The organism is Flavobacterium selenitireducens, from assembly GCF_014748335.1.
Lineage (GTDB): Bacteria > Bacteroidota > Bacteroidia > Flavobacteriales > Flavobacteriaceae > Flavobacterium > Flavobacterium selenitireducens.
The window spans coordinates 585,975-605,395 of sequence record NZ_JAAVIY010000001.1 but is presented as its reverse complement, the minus strand read 5'-3'; the positions used below and the strand labels follow the sequence as shown (position 1 = coordinate 605,395).

The following is a 19,421-nucleotide window of genomic DNA, read 5'->3' as shown; positions in this document are numbered from 1 at the left end:
TTAAAGTTTAAGGTTTAAAGTTTAAAGTTAAAGGTTGGGCGTTTCGGCGGCTTGAAAAAAGCTGATCGCATTTTCCAAGCCGCCGCCGGGCTGCCCGCTGCTATCTTTTGTTCGTTCCTCTCAAAAGGATATCCGCTCGCATCCCTAACGCATATCTCGTGCAAAATCGAAAAACCGGATCTGACAGCAAATCCGGTCTTTATAATAACATATAATTCTTAGTTTTCTTCCGGAATGTCCGCACTTTGGTAAGCGCCCGCATCTTTGGTTATTCTGGCATTTCCGTCGAGATCAGGAGAAAACACGTTCAAAGGGTTCGCAATCCCGACAGCACCGGACTCGGTTGTAATCCTCAAATTATTGGTGCCGATGTTCCAGAATCGCGGGTTCAGGTTGCGTTTCAAACCCGGATAACGCGTTGTGTTTTCCTCGAAGTTATACAAGGGATTGGCCGCCAGTGTATTGTTGTTGAAGCGCAGCAGGCAATGGTCGAACGAATATTCAAATGCCTTGCTTTGGTCCTGTGATTTCTGCAACAGCATTTCCACTTGGTTGGAGCCGTAAATGATACAGTTTTTGAAGTTCGCTGCCGTCAAGTCGTAACCCTGTATTTCCTGTGTGCCGTCCATGAGCCTGTTGTTGACCAGAACCGCGAACTGGCTCGAACTCTGCCAGTTGTTGTTGAACGTACAATGGGTGAAATCGTAGGATCCGCCAAGCGTGCAGGCCAAAGTCGCTTCCCCTGCCGAATTGATCACCGTATTTTGACCCGTAATGTTAGCCGTTTGCGCATAAACGCCGTAAACGGAATTGTCGTAAATCTGGCAATTGTTTATCGTGACCGTCCCCGCGTTGGCCTGGATATACAAACCTATCGAACCATTTTTGATCGTGGCGTGACTGAAATTTCCGGTGCTTCCCGGCGTGAGCCAAATAGCGCCCCACTGGCCCGGAATGTCCGAAAAAAGCGGCTCGAGACGGTCGCCTTCAAAAATGACTTCTCCGTCCTGGGTTCCTTGAGACGAGGCTGTTCCTTCAACATTGATAGTGGCTGTATTGGCCACCAAAATCCCGGATGAATCGTGGAAATGGACGCGGGCTCCGGCCTGGATGGTCAGCGTTTTTCCGGGAGCGACTCCTGCATAACCGTAAATCACGTAGGGCTTTTCGTCTGTAAACAGATATTCGTTCCCGTGGTTCGGGTCGTCTTCGTCGAGAAAGAAGCCGTAAATCTGCTCGTCACCCAGCGGCAGCGTTTCGGTAGTGCCGTCGTCGAATCGCTGCGGATACAGGAACACAGCATCCTGGATGAGCGTCACCAATTCGACGTTCTGGAAATTTCCTGTTTCCCCGAACTGGATCTGGTCGGTATACAAAAACGTCGTCGGATCGGCCTGGGCGACATCGGCCGTCGTTTCGATAAAGATGTACATGGAGTCTTTCGCGAGCATTTCGACGTCGCGAAAAACGCGGTTGTTTTCGCCCGTCATGCCGTCCACCGTGATGCGATATTTGGAATCGAGGCCTTTGCCCAATTGTATCGTCGGAATTTTGATATCCTTATCGCTCCGATTGTAGACTTTGAGGGTGTAGGTGCTCGATCCGATGTTCGTGAAAACGGTGTCGAGATAAACCGTATCGCGTGAGAAACGCAGTCCGCCCGTGCTTTTTTGGAATTCAAAATCGCTTCGGCAAGAGTATAAAAAAGTAAGGATTCCGATACAGGAAAGAAGAATAAAATTGCGCATTGGTAAAGGTTTACGTTGGAACGGCATTATGGACGTAAAAGTATGCGTTTATAGTTTAATGTTCAAAGTTTAAAGTTTATGGTTTAAAGTTTAAAGTTTAAGGTTGGATGAAATCGGCAAACTTTGAACCTGAAACGTTAAACAACCAACTCCCTTTTGTATTTTTACGCAAAATACTTCCTTATGTTCGACAAAGAAAAAGTGCTTGCGTTCTGCAACGATTTTTCGAAAGAAAATACGCTCATGGCCACGCTCGAAATGGAATTCATCGATGCCGGGCCGGATTTTCTCCAAGCTAAAATGCCCGTTACGCCAAAGGTTCACCAACCGATGGGATTGTTGCATGGCGGAGCCACCGTCGCTCTGGCGGAATCCGTCGGCAGTGCGGCTTCGCTGATGCTCGTCGATCCTGAAGAACGGGAAGTGCGCGGCATCGAGATATCGGCCAACCACGTCAAGGCCAAACGCAACGGGACGGTTTTCGGTACGGCGCGCATCATCCACAAAGGCGGGACTATCCATCTTTGGGAAATCCGGGTTACTGACGAAAACGACAACCTCATTTCGCTTTGCAAACTTACGAACATGGTCTTACCAAGAAAACGCTGATGGAACTTTTACAAAAAGCACAACTTTGGCTTGCGGATGGAAAACCTTTTGTCCTTTTCAGAAAGCCTGGAGAGCAACAGGCAACCGGGATCTTCCAACGAGGCAAGATTTCGCACGGATGCAATAAATGGAGCGATTCGGGATTTGTTTTCGCGCCTTTTTCGGGCGATGAATCCTGGATTTTGCCAGATTCCGATTCCGATTCCCAGACAGAAGCGTTCCAACCTCAATTCCCAGCGTTGCCCGCGCCATCGCTTCAAATCGATACCAACGCCAAACTAAAGTTCGAGCAATTGGTGGGCAAAGGAAAACAGGCGATCGCAAACGGGACTTTCGAAAAAGTTGTGCTCTCGCGTACCGAATCGGTAGACGTCGTAAATTTCGATGCGATCGGAACGTTTGGGAGATTGGCAGCTTCCTATCCGACGGCTTTCGTGTACTTGTGGTTCCATCCCAAAACCGACATTTGGATGGCCGCCACTCCGGAAACGTTGCTCAAAGCCAGCGGCAATAGTTTTGAGACGATGGCCCTTGCCGGCACCCAAAAGTTCGAGGGAGAGGAAACGGTCGAATGGCAAAAAAAGGAGAAAGAAGAGCAGCGGCTCGTCAAGGATTTTATCTGGAACAGCCTCGAACCGATCGTATCCGAAATCGAATTGACGGCGCCTTACACGGCGAAAGCGGGAAATCTGTTGCACATCCGCACCGACATCAAGGGAGAATTGAACGACAGCCAGGATTTGGGACAGGTCATCTCGACTCTGCATCCAACGCCGGCCGTTTGCGGATTGCCGAAAGCCGATGCCCGAAAATTCATCCTCGACAACGAAGGCTACAAGCGCGAGTATTACGCAGGATTTCTTGGCGAGCTCAACCGCTCCGGCAAAACGGATCTTTATGTCAACCTGCGCTGCATGAAAGTCGTTGCGAGCAAGGCGCAGTTGTTCATGGGCTGCGGCATCACCAAAGACAGCGACGCGGAAAAGGAGTTTTTTGAAACTGTCAACAAATCGCTTACGATGCGAAAAGTGCTGTGAAGCCAAAGCCAAGTGGCTAAAAATTATCCGACAGTCATTAATCGAACAAATGAGCAACCCAACAATATCACAACAAATGAAACTTGACATACTGGCATTCGGTTCCCATCCCGATGACGTAGAATTAGGCTGCGGCGGAACGATAGCGAAGGAAATCTCGCTTGGAAAAAAAGTCGGCATCGTCGATTTGACACGGGGCGAACTCGGAACCCGCGGATCGGCGGAAATACGCGACATCGAAGCGGCCAACGCGGCAAAAGTGCTGGGCGTCTCGGTGCGCGAAAACCTCAATATGCGCGATGGTTTTTTCGTGAACGACGAAGAACACCAACTTGCCGTAATCCGTATGGTCCGCAAATACCGGCCGGAAATTGTGCTGTGCAACGCCATTGAAGACCGTCACATCGATCATGGCAAGGGAAGCAAATTGGTCTCGGACGCGTGTTTTTTATCGGGACTGAGAAAAATTGAAACGGAATACGACGGGCAGCGACAGGAAGAGTGGCGTCCTAAAGTTGTCTATCACTATATCCAATGGATGAACATCACGCCTGATTTTGTCGTGGACATTACCGGCTTCAATGCCAAAAGGGTGGAGGCGATCCTCGCTTACGCGTCCCAATTTTACGATCCGGACAGTAAAGATCCCGTGACGCCGATCGCCACAAAGAACTTTTTGGAGAGCCTCGACTATCGTGCACAGGATCTCGGAAGGCTCATCGGAACCGACATGGGCGAAGGTTTTACCGTTGAACGCTATTTGGGCGTCAGCAGTTTAGGAGATTTGATATAATTTTATCCGGATTTTGTTTGCAAATATCAGCAGTTCGTATATCTTTGCACTCGCAAAAACATGGTGATTGTAGCTCAGTTGGTTAGAGCGTCGGTTTGTGGTACCGAAGGTCGCGGGTTCGACCCCCGTCATTCACCCTTAGATTTGAAACGGCTTTGAGAAATCGAAGCCGTTTTTTTGTTTGGGAGCTATTCCTTGACTTTCCGACGGTTTACACTTAAAATCGTCAACCCTACATCATTTCCATATTGCTTGTACACTACGTTGGAGGTTCGTAAATTCGCTGTAACCTAAAGCAAAAATGATGAGAAAAGTATTGATGTTCGCGACCTTCCTGGCATTTTGTCCTGGGTTCGCGCAAACCACGACCACCACAACCACGACTACTACCAACGACGGCAAGACGCATACCGCAAGCGAAACGAGCGTTTATGACAAGAATGTGACCGTATCGGCATTTGGTTCTTTTCCCGAGTTGAACCAGGTTGGTTTGAGCGTGGAATTCCTTGGAAACAAAAAGACGAAAGCGATGGACTCCAAGAGTTTCAGCTTTTATTCGTCGAAAGTCGTCAACGTGGCCTACGGTATGATGAAATACGATGTAAACGTTCCAGGTATCGATGATCTCGAAGGGGAAGGTTTCGTGGTCGAGCTAGGCCAGCGCACCTATTTCATGGGCAGGAACAGCGGACCTTATTTGGGAAATTTCCTGTCGTATGGCCGTATTTCGTATGACGACGATTTCGGGATTTTCGGTGATGAAGGAACCTATTCGTATTTCTCGTTTTTCAGTCCTGAAGCCGGCTACAAAATAAAACTCGGGCCGGTTGCGGTCGATCCATTTGTCGGAATCATGTGGAAACTCGAGATTAAGGGAAAAGGCTACATCGACAACCGAAATGTGGACGAATGGGTGCCGCGCCTCGGGCTCAAGATCGGATACGAATTCTAAAATACAACCACAAAACAACACAACCAAATTTAAGAGCCTCGACTATCGGGGCTTTTTTTATTTTTGTAAAAAATCCCGGACATGAAAAAGTTGCTGTTGCTTTCACTGCTGATGTCAAGTGTTGTTTTTTCCCAGAACAACGACGCCCGAATTTCCAAATCGATCGAGACGAAGGTCATGATGATGCAACAATTCGTACACAAAGCGGAAAAAGGGGAGGAAGCTTTCTGGCAGACAAAAGGCAAAGTGACCTATCAGATCGTAAACTATTCGGAAGCGCAAAACCCGAAATTCAAGCAGCTTTTCATCGACCAATACCGCGAACTGCTGCCGATCTACAACACGATGATCGTCAGTGAAAACGAGAAAGACACCAATCTTTTCATCAAAACGCTGATAAGACAGGAAGACGATTACCGTAAAATGCTCACGCCCGACCAACTTGTCAAGTATCGGGAAAAGCTGAGCGCATTTGAAAAAAATGACGAAAAAAACCGCGATGCCTACAATTCCTTGTTTTTTTCGGACTGGTTGCTGGCGGAGTATAAGAAGCGGTTTTAATTAGCGAATTAGTTAATTAGCGAATTAGCGAATTCGCGGCTAGTGTATTAAAAACAGTGAATTGGTGAATTAGCGAATTAGCAAATTAGCGAATTAGCGAATTGATGAATTAGCGAATTCGCGGCTAGTGTGTTAACAACAGCGAATTGGTAAATTAGCGAATTGGTGAAATAGCGGGTTAGAGAATTAGCGAGTTTACTAGTTACCGGTAACCGAAATAATCAACTGACAATTAAGTTTTGGTCATAATTAAAGCCTAAAAGATTCCCCGTTCAGCAGATCAATCGCTATCTTTAAGTAAAACAACCTAACTATGTCACAATTCAATTTTTTACACAAGATGTCGGTCGCGGGAATTCGCGATTACATCATTACCCACAGGATCGACCACGGCGATACGCTGGTTTTGAGTCCACAGGATTTTGAAAATCTGATACAGGATATGAAAGCGTCTTCGGACGGAATTCCAGATATCCCAATCAAGATTCTTAACGTGATCGTTACCCAGGATTCCACCGATACGGTTCCGACGGGGAAAGTACAAATCGTCAAAAATGAGAAATTTTAGGTAAACGTCCGTTCGGATACCACGGCAACTTACGACAGAACATGCATAAACGCTTAATCAGCCATTGCAACTTTAGCGCATCACGACACAATCCGTCTTGATTCTCTATTGGGGCAATGGTTTTTTATCTGGGACAATTTAAATCGTTTAGAAAATGTTGATGGTAGCTTCACAAGAGCTATCGCAACAGTACTCGATGCTCTCATAAACGAAGATGTTTTGACGTCGCTAAACACCCAAGGTTTCAAAAGCCACAAAAAAAGCCCGGAAACAGTTCCGGGCTTTCTATTTAAATTCGTCTTTTTTTCTCCAGGTTATTTTCCGTCCTTGTCGACAACGAGCCTGTCGGTTCTGTTGGCGATTTCCCAAGCTGTCACAAAGGCAAGTTGGGAACGTTTTAGCAACGCATCCCATTCGATCTTTTCGACTTCGTCTCCTGGCTTGTGGTAATCTTCGTGCACGCCGCTAAAGAAAAAGACAGACGGTATGCCGTGTTTGGCGAAATTATAATGGTCGGAACGGTTGTAAAAACGGTTCGGGTCGTTGCGGTCGTTGAATTTGAAATCGAGGTCGAGCTTGACGAACTTTTCGTTGGTCTCGCGCACGATTTTGTCAAGGTCGCTTGAAAGCCTGTCCGCACCGATGACGTAGATGTAATTGTTGGATTTGGCGTGAGGCTCATCGCGTCTGCCGATCATGTCGATATTGACGTCCGCTACGGTTTTGGCCAACGGGAAAAGTGGATTTTCGGAATAATAACGCGAGCCGTGCAAGCCGTGTTCCTCGCCGGTAACGTGAAGGATCAACACGGAACGCTTTGGTCCATATCCGTCTTTTTTGGCTTTCTGGAACGCCTGGGCAATTTCCATCAGTGCGACAGTTCCCGATCCGTCGTCGTCGGCTCCGTTGTAGACTTGTCCGTTTTTCATCCCGATATGGTCGTAATGAGCGGAAATCACGACGATTTCATCCGGCTTTTCGGTACCTTCGATAAAGGCCCAGATGTTTTCGGAATCAGGAAGTCCTTCGTTGCGTTTGGCATTGAGGAAGGCCGCCGGAACTTTCTGGTAGTAATCGGACGCGCCCTTCGGGAACGAAATCTTATCGGCTTTGTACTGGTCGATCATGTAACGCCCGGCTTTTTTCTGGCCTTCGGATCCTGTCTCACGTCCTTCCATTTCGTCGGATGCGATAATGGTAAGGTGTTTTTTCAGTTCGGCCGACGTGATCGTGTTCATATACTTGGTCACGGTCGCTTCCGAATTCAAATCTCCTTTGGTGCTCTTACAGGACAAAGCGAGCAAGGCTGCACCTAAAATCAGGTATTTTCTCATAAGCTATTTTGGTTAATCTTCAGTAAGTAACGATTTTTTGAAGAAAGTTACAATCAATGCATGTTCAAAATCGTGTAAGCGAAAAGTCCGAGCGTAAAAAAGCTGATCAGCCACATGTTTATGAAATACAGCGCCAGCGACTTAAGGCGCGAAATCGCTTTGGACTCCCCGTAAAAACGGCTGTGCGACCGGAAAAAATAAAAGAACCACCATCCGAAAAGGAAAATCCAGGCAAATACCATGATAGTGTTCAAAACATCGGATTTCGCAAGGCTCACACAAGCGGTAACGGTCATCATTACACACAAGGTGAGTAACATGAACGAAAAATAATGTAGTGTAAAAATGCCGTGATCGAAGTAATACCAGCGTTTTTTGCCGTGGAAAAGCCACAACCAAAACGCGAAAATCGGCATGTAAAGGAAAAGCGCTTTCGGGATGTTGTGAACTACTTCCTGCCCCAGATCGTTCATATAGTCTTCTTCGTTGGATCGTTCGCGCACCATGACGAGGACTTTTTCGAGGCGATATCCGAACCAGGACAACTTTTGTCCCTCCGGTCGCGTGTTTTGTATCGAGTCGAGCTCGCGAACCGTAGAAAATGACCCGAAACCTTTCACTTTACGAGGCTTTTCGACGTCGTTATCCTTGACGTTCATGGAAATTGCGCCAAGTTTGAGCTGTTCGGGTGACAGTTCCGGAGTCGCGGTCGCGGTATCCTCGACGAAAACCAGTTCTCCGTTGACACGTGTCAATTTTCCCGGAACAGTAGGTTTCGGCGGGACGGTATCGTTTTCCGGAAATTTCAGGCTCAGCAGTTCTTGTTCGCTTTTAGCGTCTTTATCGCCCTTGGTGTCATGGCTTTCGTTTTCGTTATCCGATGGCATCAGACTGATTACAAAAAAGGTCACGAAGCTGATGAAAATGTACAAGCGAACCGGCGCGAGATACGACAGGCGTTTTCCCGAGAGATATTCGGCTGTAAGCCGGCCGGGCTTGAAAAGCAAGTGGCGTATCGTTTTCCAGAACGCATTCTCATAATGCGTCAGGTCTTCAAAAAAGTGGATGAACAGGTGATGGAATGTCTTTCGCGAATCTGTATTTTCCTGTCCGCAGTTTGGGCAATAGCGTCTTTCGACTACGTGACGACAGTTGAGACAGGTTTTATCTTGGCGAAGCGGGCTGTGTCCGGACATGTTTTGGTTGGTTTGCCCAAAAATAGTATTTATTGGTCAATTAGCGAATTAGTCAATTAGCGAATTAGCGAATGAGTCAATTAGTCAATTAGCGAATGAGTCAATTAGCGAATTAGCGAATTAGTCAATTAGCGAATGAGTCAATTAGTCAATTAGCGAATTAGTCAATTAGCGAATTAGTCGATTAGCGCATCCGGTTCGGGTTGGAGAATGATGGCTGCGATCAACAAAAAAATCGGGACAGTTTCCCATCCCGATTTTACGAATATATTTATCTGAAACTTATTTCTTTAGCGTTTCATCGAGCATGACTTTCAACGCTTCCCAAGAGCGCTTGTCTGCTTTTTCATTGTAAGCGACACCTTTCGATTTGTCGCTGCCCGCCGATTTTTCGGTGAAGGCGTGGACAGCATCCGCATAATAATTCATTTGCCAGTCGGCTTTACCGTCACGCATTTCCTGTTGGAACGCCTCGATTTCGTTTTTGGGGACAAAATTGTCGTCCGCTCCATGAAGAATCAGGACTTTGGCCGAAATTGCCCCGTTCGGACGCGATTTGTCTTTGCCTAAACCGCCGTGAAACGAAGCTACGCCTTTGACTTTCATGTTCGAACGCGCCATTTCGAGAACGCCCGTCCCTCCAAAACAGTAACCGATGGCCACGATATTGTCCGGATTCGCTCCTGCTTTGACCAATTGGTCAAGCGCGAGTTGGATACGTCTTTGGTAGTCTTTGGGATTGTTTTTGTAATGCCCGGCTTGTTTGCCCGCTTCCGAAGGATTCTTAGGATAATTGCCTTCGCCAAAAATATCGGCGATAAATACATGATAGCCCATTTTGGACAGTTCGGCAGCCACTTGTTTTTCATGATCCTGAATGCCCATCCAGGCCGAAAGTATCAATATGCCCGGTTTGGCAGCCGAAGTTTCTCCCGAAGCTACAAACACGCCATTGAGTTTCTGGGAGCCGTCCGAATAAGCGATCGGTTTCAATTGTGCTTTGATAGAGAGACTCGCAAAAAGCAACAAAAAAGAGGCAAACGTCTTCGATTTCATAATTATTTTCTTGAACTTGAAGTAGTATCCGTTGCGATGCGATCGCGCACATTTTTGCGTGTTTCCTCCATTTTGGCGCGTTTTTCGGCACGGCTACGTTTGATGTCTTCGGCAGCTTTTTGGCGGCTCGCCTGACCCTCTGGAGTAGGTTCGGCTTTTACCGTAGCAGTTGATTTTGGTTTTTCCGTTACCGGACGTTTCTTGGGTTTTTCCTGAGCCTGAACCGTTACGTAAGCCCCAAGAAGCAAGGCTGTTAGCAAAAGTATCTTTTTCATACGGTGATTTTAGGTTTCTAAAGATAACGTTTTCCGCACATTTTCCAATTTCGATGCCAATTTAACCGATGCGTGTATCTTTGGAGAAACTTTATGACATGCAAACGAATTCTGTAGAAGCGTATATCGAACAACTGGATCCGGAAAGAAGGGACGCCATTTCAAAATTGAGGCAAACGATCAATCAAAATTTGCCGGAAGGGTTCCAGGAACAAATTTCGTACGGAATGATAGGCTGGATAGTGCCGAAATCGACTTATCCGAAAGGCTATCATTGCAATGCCGAGCTTCCGCTGCCATTCCTGAGTATCGCGTCCCAAAAGAATTTTGTCGCGGTCTACCACATGGGTATTTACAGCGATCAAGGTTTGTTGGATTGGTTTGTAACCGAATTTCCAAAACACTCGAAACTCAAACTCGATATGGGAAAAAGTTGCATGCGTTTCAAAAAGCCAGAAGCCATTCCGTTTGAATTGATTGGCGAGCTCGTTGGCAAACTGACGCCTAACGATTGGATTTCGCTATACGAGTCGCATTTCGTCAAATAGGTTATCGCTGTCTCGAACTGCGGTTGTGTTCGGAATCCCAGTCACGTAAACTGTCGCCTTGATCGCGCGGGTCTTTTTCATTGATGTCGTCGGCTTTGGCGGGTTCCGGTTGGGTCTCGGTTTGCGCAGTTTGATTTTCGTCAGAAGCGCCATTCTTCGTGCTGTCTTTTTCCGATAGTGAGGCCGATTGCTCATCTATCTGCGGCAGCGGATCGGTGACGTCGTCGAACGGTTTCTGATAAAAATTGCGGTCTTTTTTCCCGTCGAACTCGTGTTCGTGGTCGGTCTTGTTTTCCTGATTGTCCATGATTTTATTTTTTAATTTAATGTAAGTTTTTAAAGGCGATGCCTGCTTACAATTCTTCTTTCAGAGGTTGCACGTTTTAAAGCGTGGCGCGAGGCGGAATCGCATCTATTTTGCGCTCCACTTCTTTTTCCTCAACATAAACGGCATATTCGGCTGGCCTGATGCGGGCTCCCGTGAATTCGCAATACACGCGTGTAAATTCCGCCCCGAAATATAAAATTGCGGCAGTGTAATATACCCAGACGAGAATTACGATCATGCTTCCGGCGGCTCCGTACGCAGTTCCCGTGCTTGTCGTCTCGATGTATAATCCGATAAGGTAGCGTCCGATCATAAAAAGGCAAGCCGTAAAAAACGCTCCGATCCTAACGTGTTTCCAGTCGATGTAAGCGTCGGGCAACACTTTGAAGATGATGCCGAACAAAACCGTTATCACGCCGAACGTAATCACCAGGTTGATGATGTTGAACAGGATTAGCGTCATTTCGGGAAAAAAGCTTTTCAACCAATCGTTGAGCGCCATAAGTGCGCCGTTTACCATAAGCGATACCACCATAAGAAAGCCCAAACCAATGATCAGAGAAGAGGAAAGCAGTCGGTCCTTGAGCATTTTTACCCAACCTCGTCTCGGTTTGGCCTTGACTTTCCAGATCATGTTGATGGAATCCTGGATTTCGCCGAAAACCGTCGTGGCCCCGATTATCAGCGTGACGATCCCTACGAGCAAGGCCGTCGTTGTCTTTCCGGACAATTCCATGTTGCGGATGACTTCCTGTATTTGCAGCGCGGCTTCGTTTCCGATCAATCCGTTTATTTCGTGAAAAACGTGTCCCTGGACGGCTTCGCGTCCGAAGAAAAATCCGAAAAGCGAGATCATCAGCAGCAGCAAAGGTGCCATCGAAAAGACGGTGTAATACGATAAGGAGGCACTGAGTTTCAGCGCCCTGTCGGCGATAAAATCGCTAAAGGTGCATTTGAGCATCTTCCAGATGTCGGTAAGATTTTGTTTGGTGATGAGAGCCATAATGTTTTTTTAAATGCAAAACACCGAACGAGTGTCGATCCGGTGCTTTGCGTTTGGGTTATCGTTTGGTCAGACCATTTGCGGACGGGCGTCGGCTGCAGATTGTACGAAATTTTCAATATCGGACTTCACCATTTTCTCAAATAGCGGATTGAACAATTTTGCGGCGGCTTCACCTGCAAATCCGAGAGGGGCGTGATAGGAAATGACCACTTCGATTTCGGTTTTTCCTGATCCGATGTCGGTAAATTTCACTTTACCCGCATTGTCGATCGCCGACCCGGGAAGCGAATGCCAGCTCAGGATTTTTCCAGGTTCCTGCATCAGGATCTCCGCTTTCCAGCTCAGGCGGCCGATTCCCGCTGGGCCTTTGAGCGTCCATTGTGAACGCAGATGGTCGATTTCCTCGACACTTTCGAGATGTTTCATGGCTTGAGGCAGACTGCTAAGGTCGCGCCATTGGTCGTAAGCTTGCGTCGGTGTTTTGTCTACCACCACCGTCGTGCGGATATTGACGTTGCTACCGGAAAGTTTGGGATTTTTTCCTGCTGCATCGTAAATTGGGCAATAGCCGCTTACACCTCTGATGAGCATCGTTCCTCCGGCAATACTTTGCGGAATGCTTTTCTTTTTACCGGAAAGTGCCTTATACAGTAAGTAGGATCCCGCGGCAATCATGGCGATGCGTTCGATCTTGCCGATATTGGGTGTGTATCCGAAAAAATTCTTGCCGTCACCCATATAATGTTTAGCCTCATCCATGTTGGAGACGCTGGCGTAACGGTTAGGATCGGTTCCTGCTTTGTCTATTTTGGAAAAATTTCTTTTGGTCGTGGCTTCGGTTTTCATGACAGTTTGTTTTGCGTTGTCTTACAAAGATATTTTTGCACTCCCGCAATTACCTTACAGCATAATGGCGTTTTGTTGTAAATTTTTGGTTACAAACCCAGACGTTCGACCCGGTGTTTCTTAAAAAAAGCTAAAAAAAAAGCCGATGCCTTTGCAAAGTCCGCGCTAATGCTAACTTTGTTAATCCAAAGACTAATATTTCCCAAAACCTAGACGAGTATGCTGCGACTTTATGCATCTGAAACGTTTAAGGAAATTGCTATTGATGCTCCGTTGAGGAAGCGTTACGCAGTTTCCAATTACGGACGTTTACTGAGCTACACCGACACTTTCGACGACGGGACCATCCTGAAAGGCAGCCTTACCGAGGGCTATCGCGTCCTTGCCTACAAGATCAACACCGGCACGAAAATCACCAACAAGATCATTTTCCTTTACAAATTGGTCGGAAAACATTTTGTGGAGCAACCCACGGAAGATCACGTCCACCTGATCCACCTCGACCGGCAAAGAGGAAACGATCATTATAAGAACCTGAAATGGGTTACCAGGGAAGAGTTCCTCGATTTCTACAAAAAAAGCCCTTATGTTCAGGCGGCCAAAAAGAAGCAAATCCAGGACCGCATGAAATCCGACGGTCACAAACTGACCATCACCCAAGTCATCCGACTAAAAAAACAAATTCTCGACCCGAACCGAAAAACCAGGCTGAAAATCCTTGCCAAACAGTTCGGCGTGAGCGAGATGCAACTCTACCGAATCAAACGAGGCGAGAACTGGGGCCATATCCAGGTTTAAGTTTTTACGCTCTGACAAATGAATCTCCTCCGGGAGATTTTTTTTGTTTCGGTAAACGGTACTTCATATTGCGTATCTTAGGCTTTCCCAATATGTTGGCTGATAGCGTAGGTTTTTTGCATTTTACACTTAATTTTTTGTGATATGAAACCGTTCAGGATTGGGCTTTGTATGGCCGGTGCCGTTTCGGCTGGCGCTTACACTGCCGGCGTAATGGATTATCTTCTTGAAGCGCTAGAAGATTGGCAGCGCAGGCGAGGTCAGGACGGAGTTCCCAACCACACCGTTACCATTCCCGTCATGGGCGGCGCTTCGGCCGGAGGCATGACGGCCATGCTGGCAGCCAGTGCGATCCACTCTGATATCGTTGCGGTGGAGGTTCCTCAGAAAGGGCGTCTGCTCGATGAACATCCGGAAAACAAATTCTACCACAGTTGGGTTGATCTTACCCATCGCGACATGTTTCCGAAAATGCTCGACAATTCGGACATCGACGGCAAAAAGATCATTTCCCTGTTAAATTCCAAGTTCATCGATGAAGTGGCCGACAAAATGTTCGCGCCTTCGATTCCTCAACGCTCGATGCCCGCTTATTTCGAATCGCCCGTCAAGGTTTTCACCACGCTTTCCAATCTTGGCGGTTTCCATTACAATGTCGATTTCGTCTCGGGCCGTAAAAAGGAAAAGTACAATATGTCGGTACATAATGATTACGCCTGTTTCGAGATTTCGGGATCACCGGTCTCCGTAAACACTCCTGGTTGGATACCGCTCGATTTTTCCAAAGACAACGCCGCACTAAAAACGGCAAAAGACGCGGCTATGGCTACCGGTGCGTTTCCCGTCGGATTGCAATCGCGTATCATCGAAAGGGAAGCACGATATGTAAAAGACATCCCGTGGCTGCGCGACATTTTCAACAATAGCCCGCTGACTTCCGCAACGGTTCGCACCCTTAATGTCGACGGTGGAATGATCAATAACGAACCCTATGAAAAAGTGCGGGACCTGCTCGACGATTTTACGATAAAGGAGCGCCAGCTCAAAGAGGTTTCGCTTGACAAACGACGCGAACTGCTCTCAAAGATCAACTCGACATACGAGTCGTTTGAGAACACGATTATGATGATCGACCCGTTTCCGAGCAAATCGCCCGGGGAATTCAAGTTTGATCAGGCACTGTTTCCGGTAATTGGCAAGACACTGTCGGCGATGACGGCCCAAATGCGCGCAAAGCCGCTCGATTACCGCGTGGGCATGTTCATGGCAGATGCCGGGAAATTCATCATTTCGCCTTCCCGCCAAATTCGGGACGAAGACGGTAAGCTCGTTAACGAACTTTTCGGTGAAAAGGCGATTGCCTGTGGTGCGCTTGGCGGCTTTGGCGGCTTTATCGACAAGGAATTCCGAATTCACGATTACTTCTTGGGGCGCCACAATTGCGAAGTTTTCCTGAGGGACTATTTTACGGTTCCGGCAGATGCACTCGAGCTCAATCCGATTTTTGCCGCAGGATATTCCGGCATCGACAAAACGCGTTTCGGATCTATGGCCACCGGCGATATGCGCTACCAGATCATCCCGATATTCACCGATAGGCCCGTGCCGGGAACATTTGCCATGCCGGTTTTTTCCTCAGGGACTGATTGGCCCTCGCTTTCCGAAAAGGATCTGGAGCGTTTTTCAGGTCCGGTCAAGCAACGGGTCGAAAAAATCATCTTAAACCTCTCCGATTTCAACTGGCTCACTTCCGGGTTGCTCTGGATCGGGTCGCGCGCGGTTTTAAGGCGTCTCATCAAAAACAAGGTGATGGAAGCGATAAAAGCAAGCCTCAGCGATTGGGAATTGCTCAGACGGTAAAATGTTAAGGTTGTTCGAATTTTGGGTGCGGTGAACTATTTTTGCATAAATCTTCTACATGACTTCCAAATCCAAACTGCGCGCAAGACTTGTTTTGATCAAATGGGCCAAATTGCTCGGTATCGCGCTCTTGATAGGTGTTTTGGCTTCGTTCGTTGCGATTTCGCTGAAGCTGACCACCGAACATTACGAGGAAATGCTGTTCGAAAAAACCAGGCATAGTAATTTTTTACTCGTGGTTTTCCCTGTTTTCGGATTAGGGATGATTTTTCTGTTGCGCCAGTATGTCTTTCGGAAAAAGGAAAATAAGGGAATTGCGGAAGTTTTCGACAGCCTGAAAACGGGAAAAGGTTTGCCGATGTACAAAGTTCCGTCCCATTTTGTAAACGGACTGCTCACCGTTGCCTTCGGCGGGCCGACCGGTATAGAGGTTTCAACGGTCGTGGCTTCGGCTGCAGTAGGATCGGTGACCCATGATCGCCAGAGTTTTTTCAGGAAATACAAAACCGAAATGATCTGTGCCGGAATTTCGGCGGGACTGACGGCTTTGTTCAACAGCCCGATGGCGGGAATGTTGTTTTCGCTTGAAGTCATTACAAGAAAGCGGTCGCTAAAGTCGTTCCTCATCATGGCCATGGCGTGTTTTTCTGCTTTGGTGATGGCGCATTTCCTATCGCCTTCGGACCTTTTTCACGTCGACGTAACCCACTGGAATTATGGGGCCATTCCTTATTTCATCGGGTTTGCGCTTTTCGCGAGCCTGAACTCCGTATACCTTACCAAAAGCGTTTTGTGGTTCAAGTCGCGTCCGGCAATTTTCTCGCGTCCCGAATACAAAATACTTGTCGCGGCTTTGATCATCGGCGGCTGCCTGCTCGTCCTGCCGCAACTTTACGGTGATGGTTATCACGGGCTGTCGGAGCTTTTCCTCGATTCCAATACGCGGTATTCACTTGGCTTTGCCGGCTTGCTTGCGACGCTTCTCATCGTTAAACCGCTTTTGGTTTCGGTCGCGCTATGGGGAGGAGGGGACGGAGGTGTTTTCGCGCCCAGCCTCGTCACCGGCGCCATTGCGGGACTGTTGTTCGCCATGGTCGCCAACCATTTTTTCAACGCCCACCTGATTCCGATCAATTTTATGCTGATAGGAATGGGCGCCGTCCTTAGCGCCACGATACACGCACCTTTCACCGCCGTTTTCCTGGTCTGCGGAATAACCGGGAACTATGTGCTGATCCTGCCGCTGCTGTTGGTTTGCGTGCTGTCTAAAATCGCTTCACAAAAGATGTATCGCTATAACGTTTATACCTACAAACCCGCGAGCTGATGCCGATAGAGAAAATCAAACGAACCTATCGCAAGACGCGTTATGTACTTTATCGGGAGACGCTTGTCGATTTTCGCGAACATTTTTGGGCATTCCTGGGATCGTTCGTCGGGATGGGAATCATCGCTTACCTTCAATACGAAGCCTTTCCTAAGCAGGACTTTATCTTTTTGATCGGCTCGTTCGGGGCATCGTGCGTACTCGTCTATGGCGTGATCCAAAGTCCGTTGGCCCAGCCGCGCAACCTCATAGGCGGTCACCTGGTTTCGGCCATTACGGGCGTGGCGGTGACCAAGCTTGTTCCGGAAATGTGGATCGCAGCACCGTTGGCCGTCTCGCTTTCGATCGTACTGATGCAAATTACCAAAACGCTGCATCCTCCGGGTGGCGCCACTGCCTTGATCGCCGCGACGGGTTCTCCGGAGCTCAAGGCTCTCGGTTTCGGCTACGTACTGTCGCCGGTGTTTACGGGCGCGATGATCCTGTTGATCTGCGCCTTTGTATTTAACAATGCTACCGATAAGCGTCATTATCCGAACCATAAGAAGGTCGTCCACATCAAGCGGAAGTATCTTTTTAAGGGCAAAAATCAGGGCTGACGACTGCTTACATCATTTCCATAATCTTTTACAGCGCCTTGTTTGCCGGATATGCGAACAGTAAATTAGCCGAAAAAGATTACAGATATGATGTTCAAGATGCCCAAATTACTACTGTTGCTATGCCTTTCGATTTTTGTTTTTTCCTGTAAGAAAAATGACGGCCAACTGTCCGCCGACCCTAAAGATCGCTATGCATTGGATACCGAAAAAGTTTCCGAATTTTATGCGAAGCACCCGGAGTTCACTCCGGCAAAAGCCAAAATCGACGCCCTTTACAAATCATCCGCAAATAAAATGCTTTGGTACGACAAAGACGGCCGCATCGATTTTGCCGAAGTACTGTATGACAAATCGCTTCAGATCGAAAAAGAAGGCGTTCCTGTAGCGCTTCCGTACCAATCCGAATACGCCGATTTATTCGAGGAAAGGGATACCAAAAAACCGTCAACCGAAGACGATTTGCTCGTAAGTGCGCTTTACATTTTTTACGTCGATAAAGTCTACGCCGGAATTCCGCCAGCCGAAAGCCGTAAGATGGGTTGGTTCCTGCCCCGGGAGAAAATTTCCTATGTGAGTTATCTCGACACGTTGATGAAAGACCCGAGTTTGCTCAAAGAAGGCAAAATGGAAAACTTTTCCCAGTACGAAAACCTGCGTAAAGCGCTGGCGAAATATCGCGACATCGAGAAAAAAGGAGGTTGGGCCACGATCGCTTTGCCAGGCAAAAAAATCTTGAAAAAAGGCGATTCCGATGCAGCCGTGGCGCAAGTCCGGAAACGCATGGCCCTAACCGGCGACATCGGTTCGGATTCTGGCAGCCAGCAATTTGACGACGAACTCGAACAGGCGATCATCAGTTTTAACAAGCGCCAATATACCGATGGCAAGACCATTACGCCCGATCTTGTCAGCGCGCTCAATATTCCAGTTGCCGAGCGAATCAAGACGATCGTCGTCAACATGGAGCGCTGCCGCTGGATTCCCGCCGATTTTGAAAAGGCCAGCGAATACGTTGCCGTCAACATACCGTCTTACCATCTAACCTATATCAAAGACGGGAAATCGGTGCTGGAGTCGAACGTTGTCGTGGGAAAGGCGCTCAACAAAACAGTCGTATTCAGCGGAAAGATGAGTTATTTGGTGTTCAGTCCATACTGGAACATTCCGAAAAGTATCGTCAAAAAGGAAATCGAGCCTGCCTTGGCTAAAGATCCCGACTACCTCGACAAACAGAATATGGAAAAGGTCGGTAGCAATTACCGCCAGAAGCCGGGTCCGAAAAACTCGCTTGGACTTGTTAAATTCATGTTTCCGAACCAAAACAACATTTACCTGCACGATTCTCCTGCCAAAAGTCTTTTCAACCGCAGTGAACGCGCGTTCAGCCATGGTTGTGTGCGCGTCCAGAAAGCCAAGGAGTTGGCCTACCTAATTCTCGAAGACGATAAGAAGATGAGCAAAAAGCAAATTGACGAACATATGAACTCGGGAACCGAGAAACAATATCCGCTCGATCGAAAGATTCCGGTGTATATCGCTTATTTTACCGCGATGGCGGATGCAGACGGAAATGTTTCCTTTTACGAGGACATCTACAACCGCGACAAACGACTTGCAGCGTTGCTCTATCAATAATGTTTGCTGGTCGGACACGATGTAAAAATCACGATACAGTCTGTTTTGTGCTAGTTTCTCGCGTTTTTTGGAAGTGTTCAGATTGATGAAACTCCGTTTTTTCGCTGTCGGATCGTTCCCTTACCTTCAGGCTGTCCGCCGACATCGCTAAAATCCCGAAAGGTGCCGCAACCGGAGCCGCTTTCGGGATTTTTTGTCCGAAGGCGTAAACGATTTCCGGGCTGAAAGGGCCGAATTCGTAAACGGTAAGTCCCTGGGTGCGGGCAATTCGTTTTACTTCGTCTACAGATTTATATCCATCCGGTCTCAGCAACACAGCTGACAATGGAAACGCCTGAACAA

The 19,421-nt window shown here is 47.7% G+C and carries 20 protein-coding genes and 1 tRNA gene; 13 read left to right on the top strand and 8 right to left on the bottom strand.

The window, feature by feature from the left end; all coding sequences use genetic code 11:
• Positions 1-218: 218 nt before the first annotated feature.
• The gene (locus HC229_RS02610) at positions 219-1,748 is read right to left on the bottom strand and encodes a right-handed parallel beta-helix repeat-containing protein (protein WP_191018875.1); all 1,530 of its coding nucleotides are present in this window, start codon (positions 1,746-1,748) and stop codon (positions 219-221) included.
• A 183-nt stretch (positions 1,749-1,931) separates the two neighbouring features.
• Here HC229_RS02610 and HC229_RS02605 point away from each other — a divergent pair, with 183 nt between their 5' ends.
• The 7 genes from HC229_RS02605 (at position 1,932) to HC229_RS02575 (ending at position 6,268) form a co-directional block, all read left to right on the top strand.
• Positions 1,932-2,357: a PaaI family thioesterase gene (locus HC229_RS02605; RefSeq protein ID WP_191018874.1), complete on the top strand. Its 426-nt coding sequence runs from the start codon at positions 1,932-1,934 to the stop codon at positions 2,355-2,357.
• Positions 2,357-3,394, top strand: coding sequence for an isochorismate synthase (locus tag HC229_RS02600; protein ID WP_191018873.1), 1,038 nt, complete (start codon positions 2,357-2,359; stop codon positions 3,392-3,394). The genes HC229_RS02605 and HC229_RS02600 overlap by 1 nt, the downstream gene beginning before the upstream one ends.
• 76 nt (positions 3,395-3,470) lie before the next feature.
• The gene (gene bshB1 / locus HC229_RS02595) at positions 3,471-4,187 is read left to right on the top strand and encodes a bacillithiol biosynthesis deacetylase BshB1 (protein WP_191018872.1); all 717 of its coding nucleotides are present in this window, start codon (positions 3,471-3,473) and stop codon (positions 4,185-4,187) included.
• A 62-nt stretch (positions 4,188-4,249) separates the two neighbouring features.
• Positions 4,250-4,325, top strand: a tRNA-His gene (locus tag HC229_RS02590).
• Positions 4,326-4,491: 166 nt separating this feature from the next.
• Positions 4,492-5,139 carry a hypothetical protein gene (locus tag HC229_RS02585; RefSeq protein WP_191018871.1) on the top strand — a complete coding sequence of 216 codons (648 nt, stop codon included), beginning with the start codon at positions 4,492-4,494 and terminating at the stop codon, positions 5,137-5,139.
• An 81-nt stretch (positions 5,140-5,220) separates the two neighbouring features.
• A complete protein-coding gene (locus tag HC229_RS02580; protein ID WP_191018870.1) occupies positions 5,221-5,700 on the top strand; it encodes a hypothetical protein in 480 nt (159 codons plus the stop codon).
• Positions 5,701-6,013: 313 nt separating this feature from the next.
• Positions 6,014-6,268 (top strand): hypothetical protein, encoded by a 255-nt coding sequence (locus HC229_RS02575; RefSeq protein WP_191018869.1) that lies wholly within the window; start codon positions 6,014-6,016, stop codon positions 6,266-6,268.
• 314 nt (positions 6,269-6,582) lie between these two features.
• Here the strand turns inward: HC229_RS02575 and HC229_RS02570 are convergent, their stop codons facing one another.
• The 4 genes from HC229_RS02570 to HC229_RS02555 form a co-directional block, all read right to left on the bottom strand.
• Complete coding sequence (locus HC229_RS02570) at positions 6,583-7,602, bottom strand: M28 family peptidase (RefSeq protein WP_191018868.1); 1,020 nt, start codon at positions 7,600-7,602, stop codon at positions 6,583-6,585.
• A gap of 53 nt (positions 7,603-7,655) precedes the next feature.
• On the bottom strand, positions 7,656-8,798 hold the full coding sequence (locus HC229_RS02565; RefSeq protein ID WP_191018867.1) for a DUF3667 domain-containing protein: 1,143 nt from the start codon (positions 8,796-8,798) through the stop codon (positions 7,656-7,658).
• A 282-nt stretch (positions 8,799-9,080) separates the two neighbouring features.
• Positions 9,081-9,854 (bottom strand): dienelactone hydrolase family protein, encoded by a 774-nt coding sequence (locus HC229_RS02560; protein ID WP_191018866.1) that lies wholly within the window; start codon positions 9,852-9,854, stop codon positions 9,081-9,083.
• Positions 9,855-9,856: 2 nt separating this feature from the next.
• On the bottom strand, positions 9,857-10,129 hold the full coding sequence (locus HC229_RS02555; protein WP_191018865.1) for a hypothetical protein: 273 nt from the start codon (positions 10,127-10,129) through the stop codon (positions 9,857-9,859).
• A 98-nt stretch (positions 10,130-10,227) separates the two neighbouring features.
• Here HC229_RS02555 and HC229_RS02550 point away from each other — a divergent pair, with 98 nt between their 5' ends.
• Complete coding sequence (locus tag HC229_RS02550) at positions 10,228-10,677, top strand: DUF1801 domain-containing protein (protein WP_191018864.1); 450 nt, start codon at positions 10,228-10,230, stop codon at positions 10,675-10,677.
• Between the two features lies 1 nt (position 10,678).
• Here the strand turns inward: HC229_RS02550 and HC229_RS02545 are convergent, their stop codons facing one another.
• The 3 genes from HC229_RS02545 to HC229_RS02535 form a co-directional block, all read right to left on the bottom strand.
• Positions 10,679-10,984 carry a hypothetical protein gene (locus tag HC229_RS02545; RefSeq protein WP_191018863.1) on the bottom strand — a complete coding sequence of 102 codons (306 nt, stop codon included), beginning with the start codon at positions 10,982-10,984 and terminating at the stop codon, positions 10,679-10,681.
• Between the two features lie 76 nt (positions 10,985-11,060).
• Complete coding sequence (locus HC229_RS02540; protein WP_191018862.1) at positions 11,061-12,008, bottom strand: YihY/virulence factor BrkB family protein; 948 nt, start codon at positions 12,006-12,008, stop codon at positions 11,061-11,063.
• Positions 12,009-12,077: 69 nt separating this feature from the next.
• A complete protein-coding gene (locus HC229_RS02535; RefSeq protein ID WP_223845497.1) occupies positions 12,078-12,857 on the bottom strand; it encodes an SRPBCC family protein in 780 nt (259 codons plus the stop codon).
• Between the two features lie 219 nt (positions 12,858-13,076).
• Between HC229_RS02535 and HC229_RS02530 the strand changes: the two genes are divergently transcribed.
• From HC229_RS02530 to HC229_RS02510, 5 genes are all read left to right on the top strand, one after another.
• Entirely contained in the window at positions 13,077-13,655 is a 579-nt protein-coding gene (locus HC229_RS02530) for an NUMOD4 domain-containing protein (RefSeq protein WP_191018861.1), read from the top strand.
• A gap of 144 nt (positions 13,656-13,799) precedes the next feature.
• Positions 13,800-15,515: a patatin-like phospholipase family protein gene (locus tag HC229_RS02525; protein WP_191018860.1), complete on the top strand. Its 1,716-nt coding sequence runs from the start codon at positions 13,800-13,802 to the stop codon at positions 15,513-15,515.
• Between the two features lie 58 nt (positions 15,516-15,573).
• Positions 15,574-16,842, top strand: a complete 1,269-nt coding sequence (locus HC229_RS02520) for a chloride channel protein (RefSeq protein ID WP_191018859.1) — start codon at positions 15,574-15,576, stop codon at positions 16,840-16,842.
• Positions 16,842-17,441, top strand: coding sequence for an HPP family protein (locus HC229_RS02515; RefSeq protein ID WP_191018858.1), 600 nt, complete (start codon positions 16,842-16,844; stop codon positions 17,439-17,441). The genes HC229_RS02520 and HC229_RS02515 overlap by 1 nt, the downstream gene beginning before the upstream one ends.
• A gap of 87 nt (positions 17,442-17,528) precedes the next feature.
• Entirely contained in the window at positions 17,529-19,079 is a 1,551-nt protein-coding gene (locus tag HC229_RS02510; protein WP_191018857.1) for a L,D-transpeptidase family protein, read from the top strand.
• Positions 19,080-19,421 lie beyond the last annotated feature (342 nt).

Coding starts and splice junctions, on each gene's coding strand:
- HC229_RS02610 (WP_191018875.1), bottom strand. CDS start 1,748: ATGCGCAATTTTATTCTTCTTTCCTGTATCGGAATCCTTACTTTTTTA.
- HC229_RS02605 (WP_191018874.1), top strand. CDS start 1,932: ATGTTCGACAAAGAAAAAGTGCTTGCGTTCTGCAACGATTTTTCGAAA.
- HC229_RS02600 (WP_191018873.1), top strand. CDS start 2,357: ATGGAACTTTTACAAAAAGCACAACTTTGGCTTGCGGATGGAAAACCT.
- bshB1 (WP_191018872.1), top strand. CDS start 3,471: ATGAAACTTGACATACTGGCATTCGGTTCCCATCCCGATGACGTAGAA.
- HC229_RS02585 (WP_191018871.1), top strand. CDS start 4,492: ATGAGAAAAGTATTGATGTTCGCGACCTTCCTGGCATTTTGTCCTGGG.
- HC229_RS02580 (WP_191018870.1), top strand. CDS start 5,221: ATGAAAAAGTTGCTGTTGCTTTCACTGCTGATGTCAAGTGTTGTTTTT.
- HC229_RS02575 (WP_191018869.1), top strand. CDS start 6,014: ATGTCACAATTCAATTTTTTACACAAGATGTCGGTCGCGGGAATTCGC.
- HC229_RS02570 (WP_191018868.1), bottom strand. CDS start 7,602: ATGAGAAAATACCTGATTTTAGGTGCAGCCTTGCTCGCTTTGTCCTGT.
- HC229_RS02565 (WP_191018867.1), bottom strand. CDS start 8,798: ATGTCCGGACACAGCCCGCTTCGCCAAGATAAAACCTGTCTCAACTGT.
- HC229_RS02560 (WP_191018866.1), bottom strand. CDS start 9,854: ATGAAATCGAAGACGTTTGCCTCTTTTTTGTTGCTTTTTGCGAGTCTC.
- HC229_RS02555 (WP_191018865.1), bottom strand. CDS start 10,129: ATGAAAAAGATACTTTTGCTAACAGCCTTGCTTCTTGGGGCTTACGTA.
- HC229_RS02550 (WP_191018864.1), top strand. CDS start 10,228: ATGCAAACGAATTCTGTAGAAGCGTATATCGAACAACTGGATCCGGAA.
- HC229_RS02545 (WP_191018863.1), bottom strand. CDS start 10,984: ATGGACAATCAGGAAAACAAGACCGACCACGAACACGAGTTCGACGGG.
- HC229_RS02540 (WP_191018862.1), bottom strand. CDS start 12,008: ATGGCTCTCATCACCAAACAAAATCTTACCGACATCTGGAAGATGCTC.
- HC229_RS02535 (WP_223845497.1), bottom strand. CDS start 12,857: ATGAAAACCGAAGCCACGACCAAAAGAAATTTTTCCAAAATAGACAAA.
- HC229_RS02530 (WP_191018861.1), top strand. CDS start 13,077: ATGCTGCGACTTTATGCATCTGAAACGTTTAAGGAAATTGCTATTGAT.
- HC229_RS02525 (WP_191018860.1), top strand. CDS start 13,800: ATGAAACCGTTCAGGATTGGGCTTTGTATGGCCGGTGCCGTTTCGGCT.
- HC229_RS02520 (WP_191018859.1), top strand. CDS start 15,574: ATGACTTCCAAATCCAAACTGCGCGCAAGACTTGTTTTGATCAAATGG.
- HC229_RS02515 (WP_191018858.1), top strand. CDS start 16,842: ATGCCGATAGAGAAAATCAAACGAACCTATCGCAAGACGCGTTATGTA.
- HC229_RS02510 (WP_191018857.1), top strand. CDS start 17,529: ATGATGTTCAAGATGCCCAAATTACTACTGTTGCTATGCCTTTCGATT.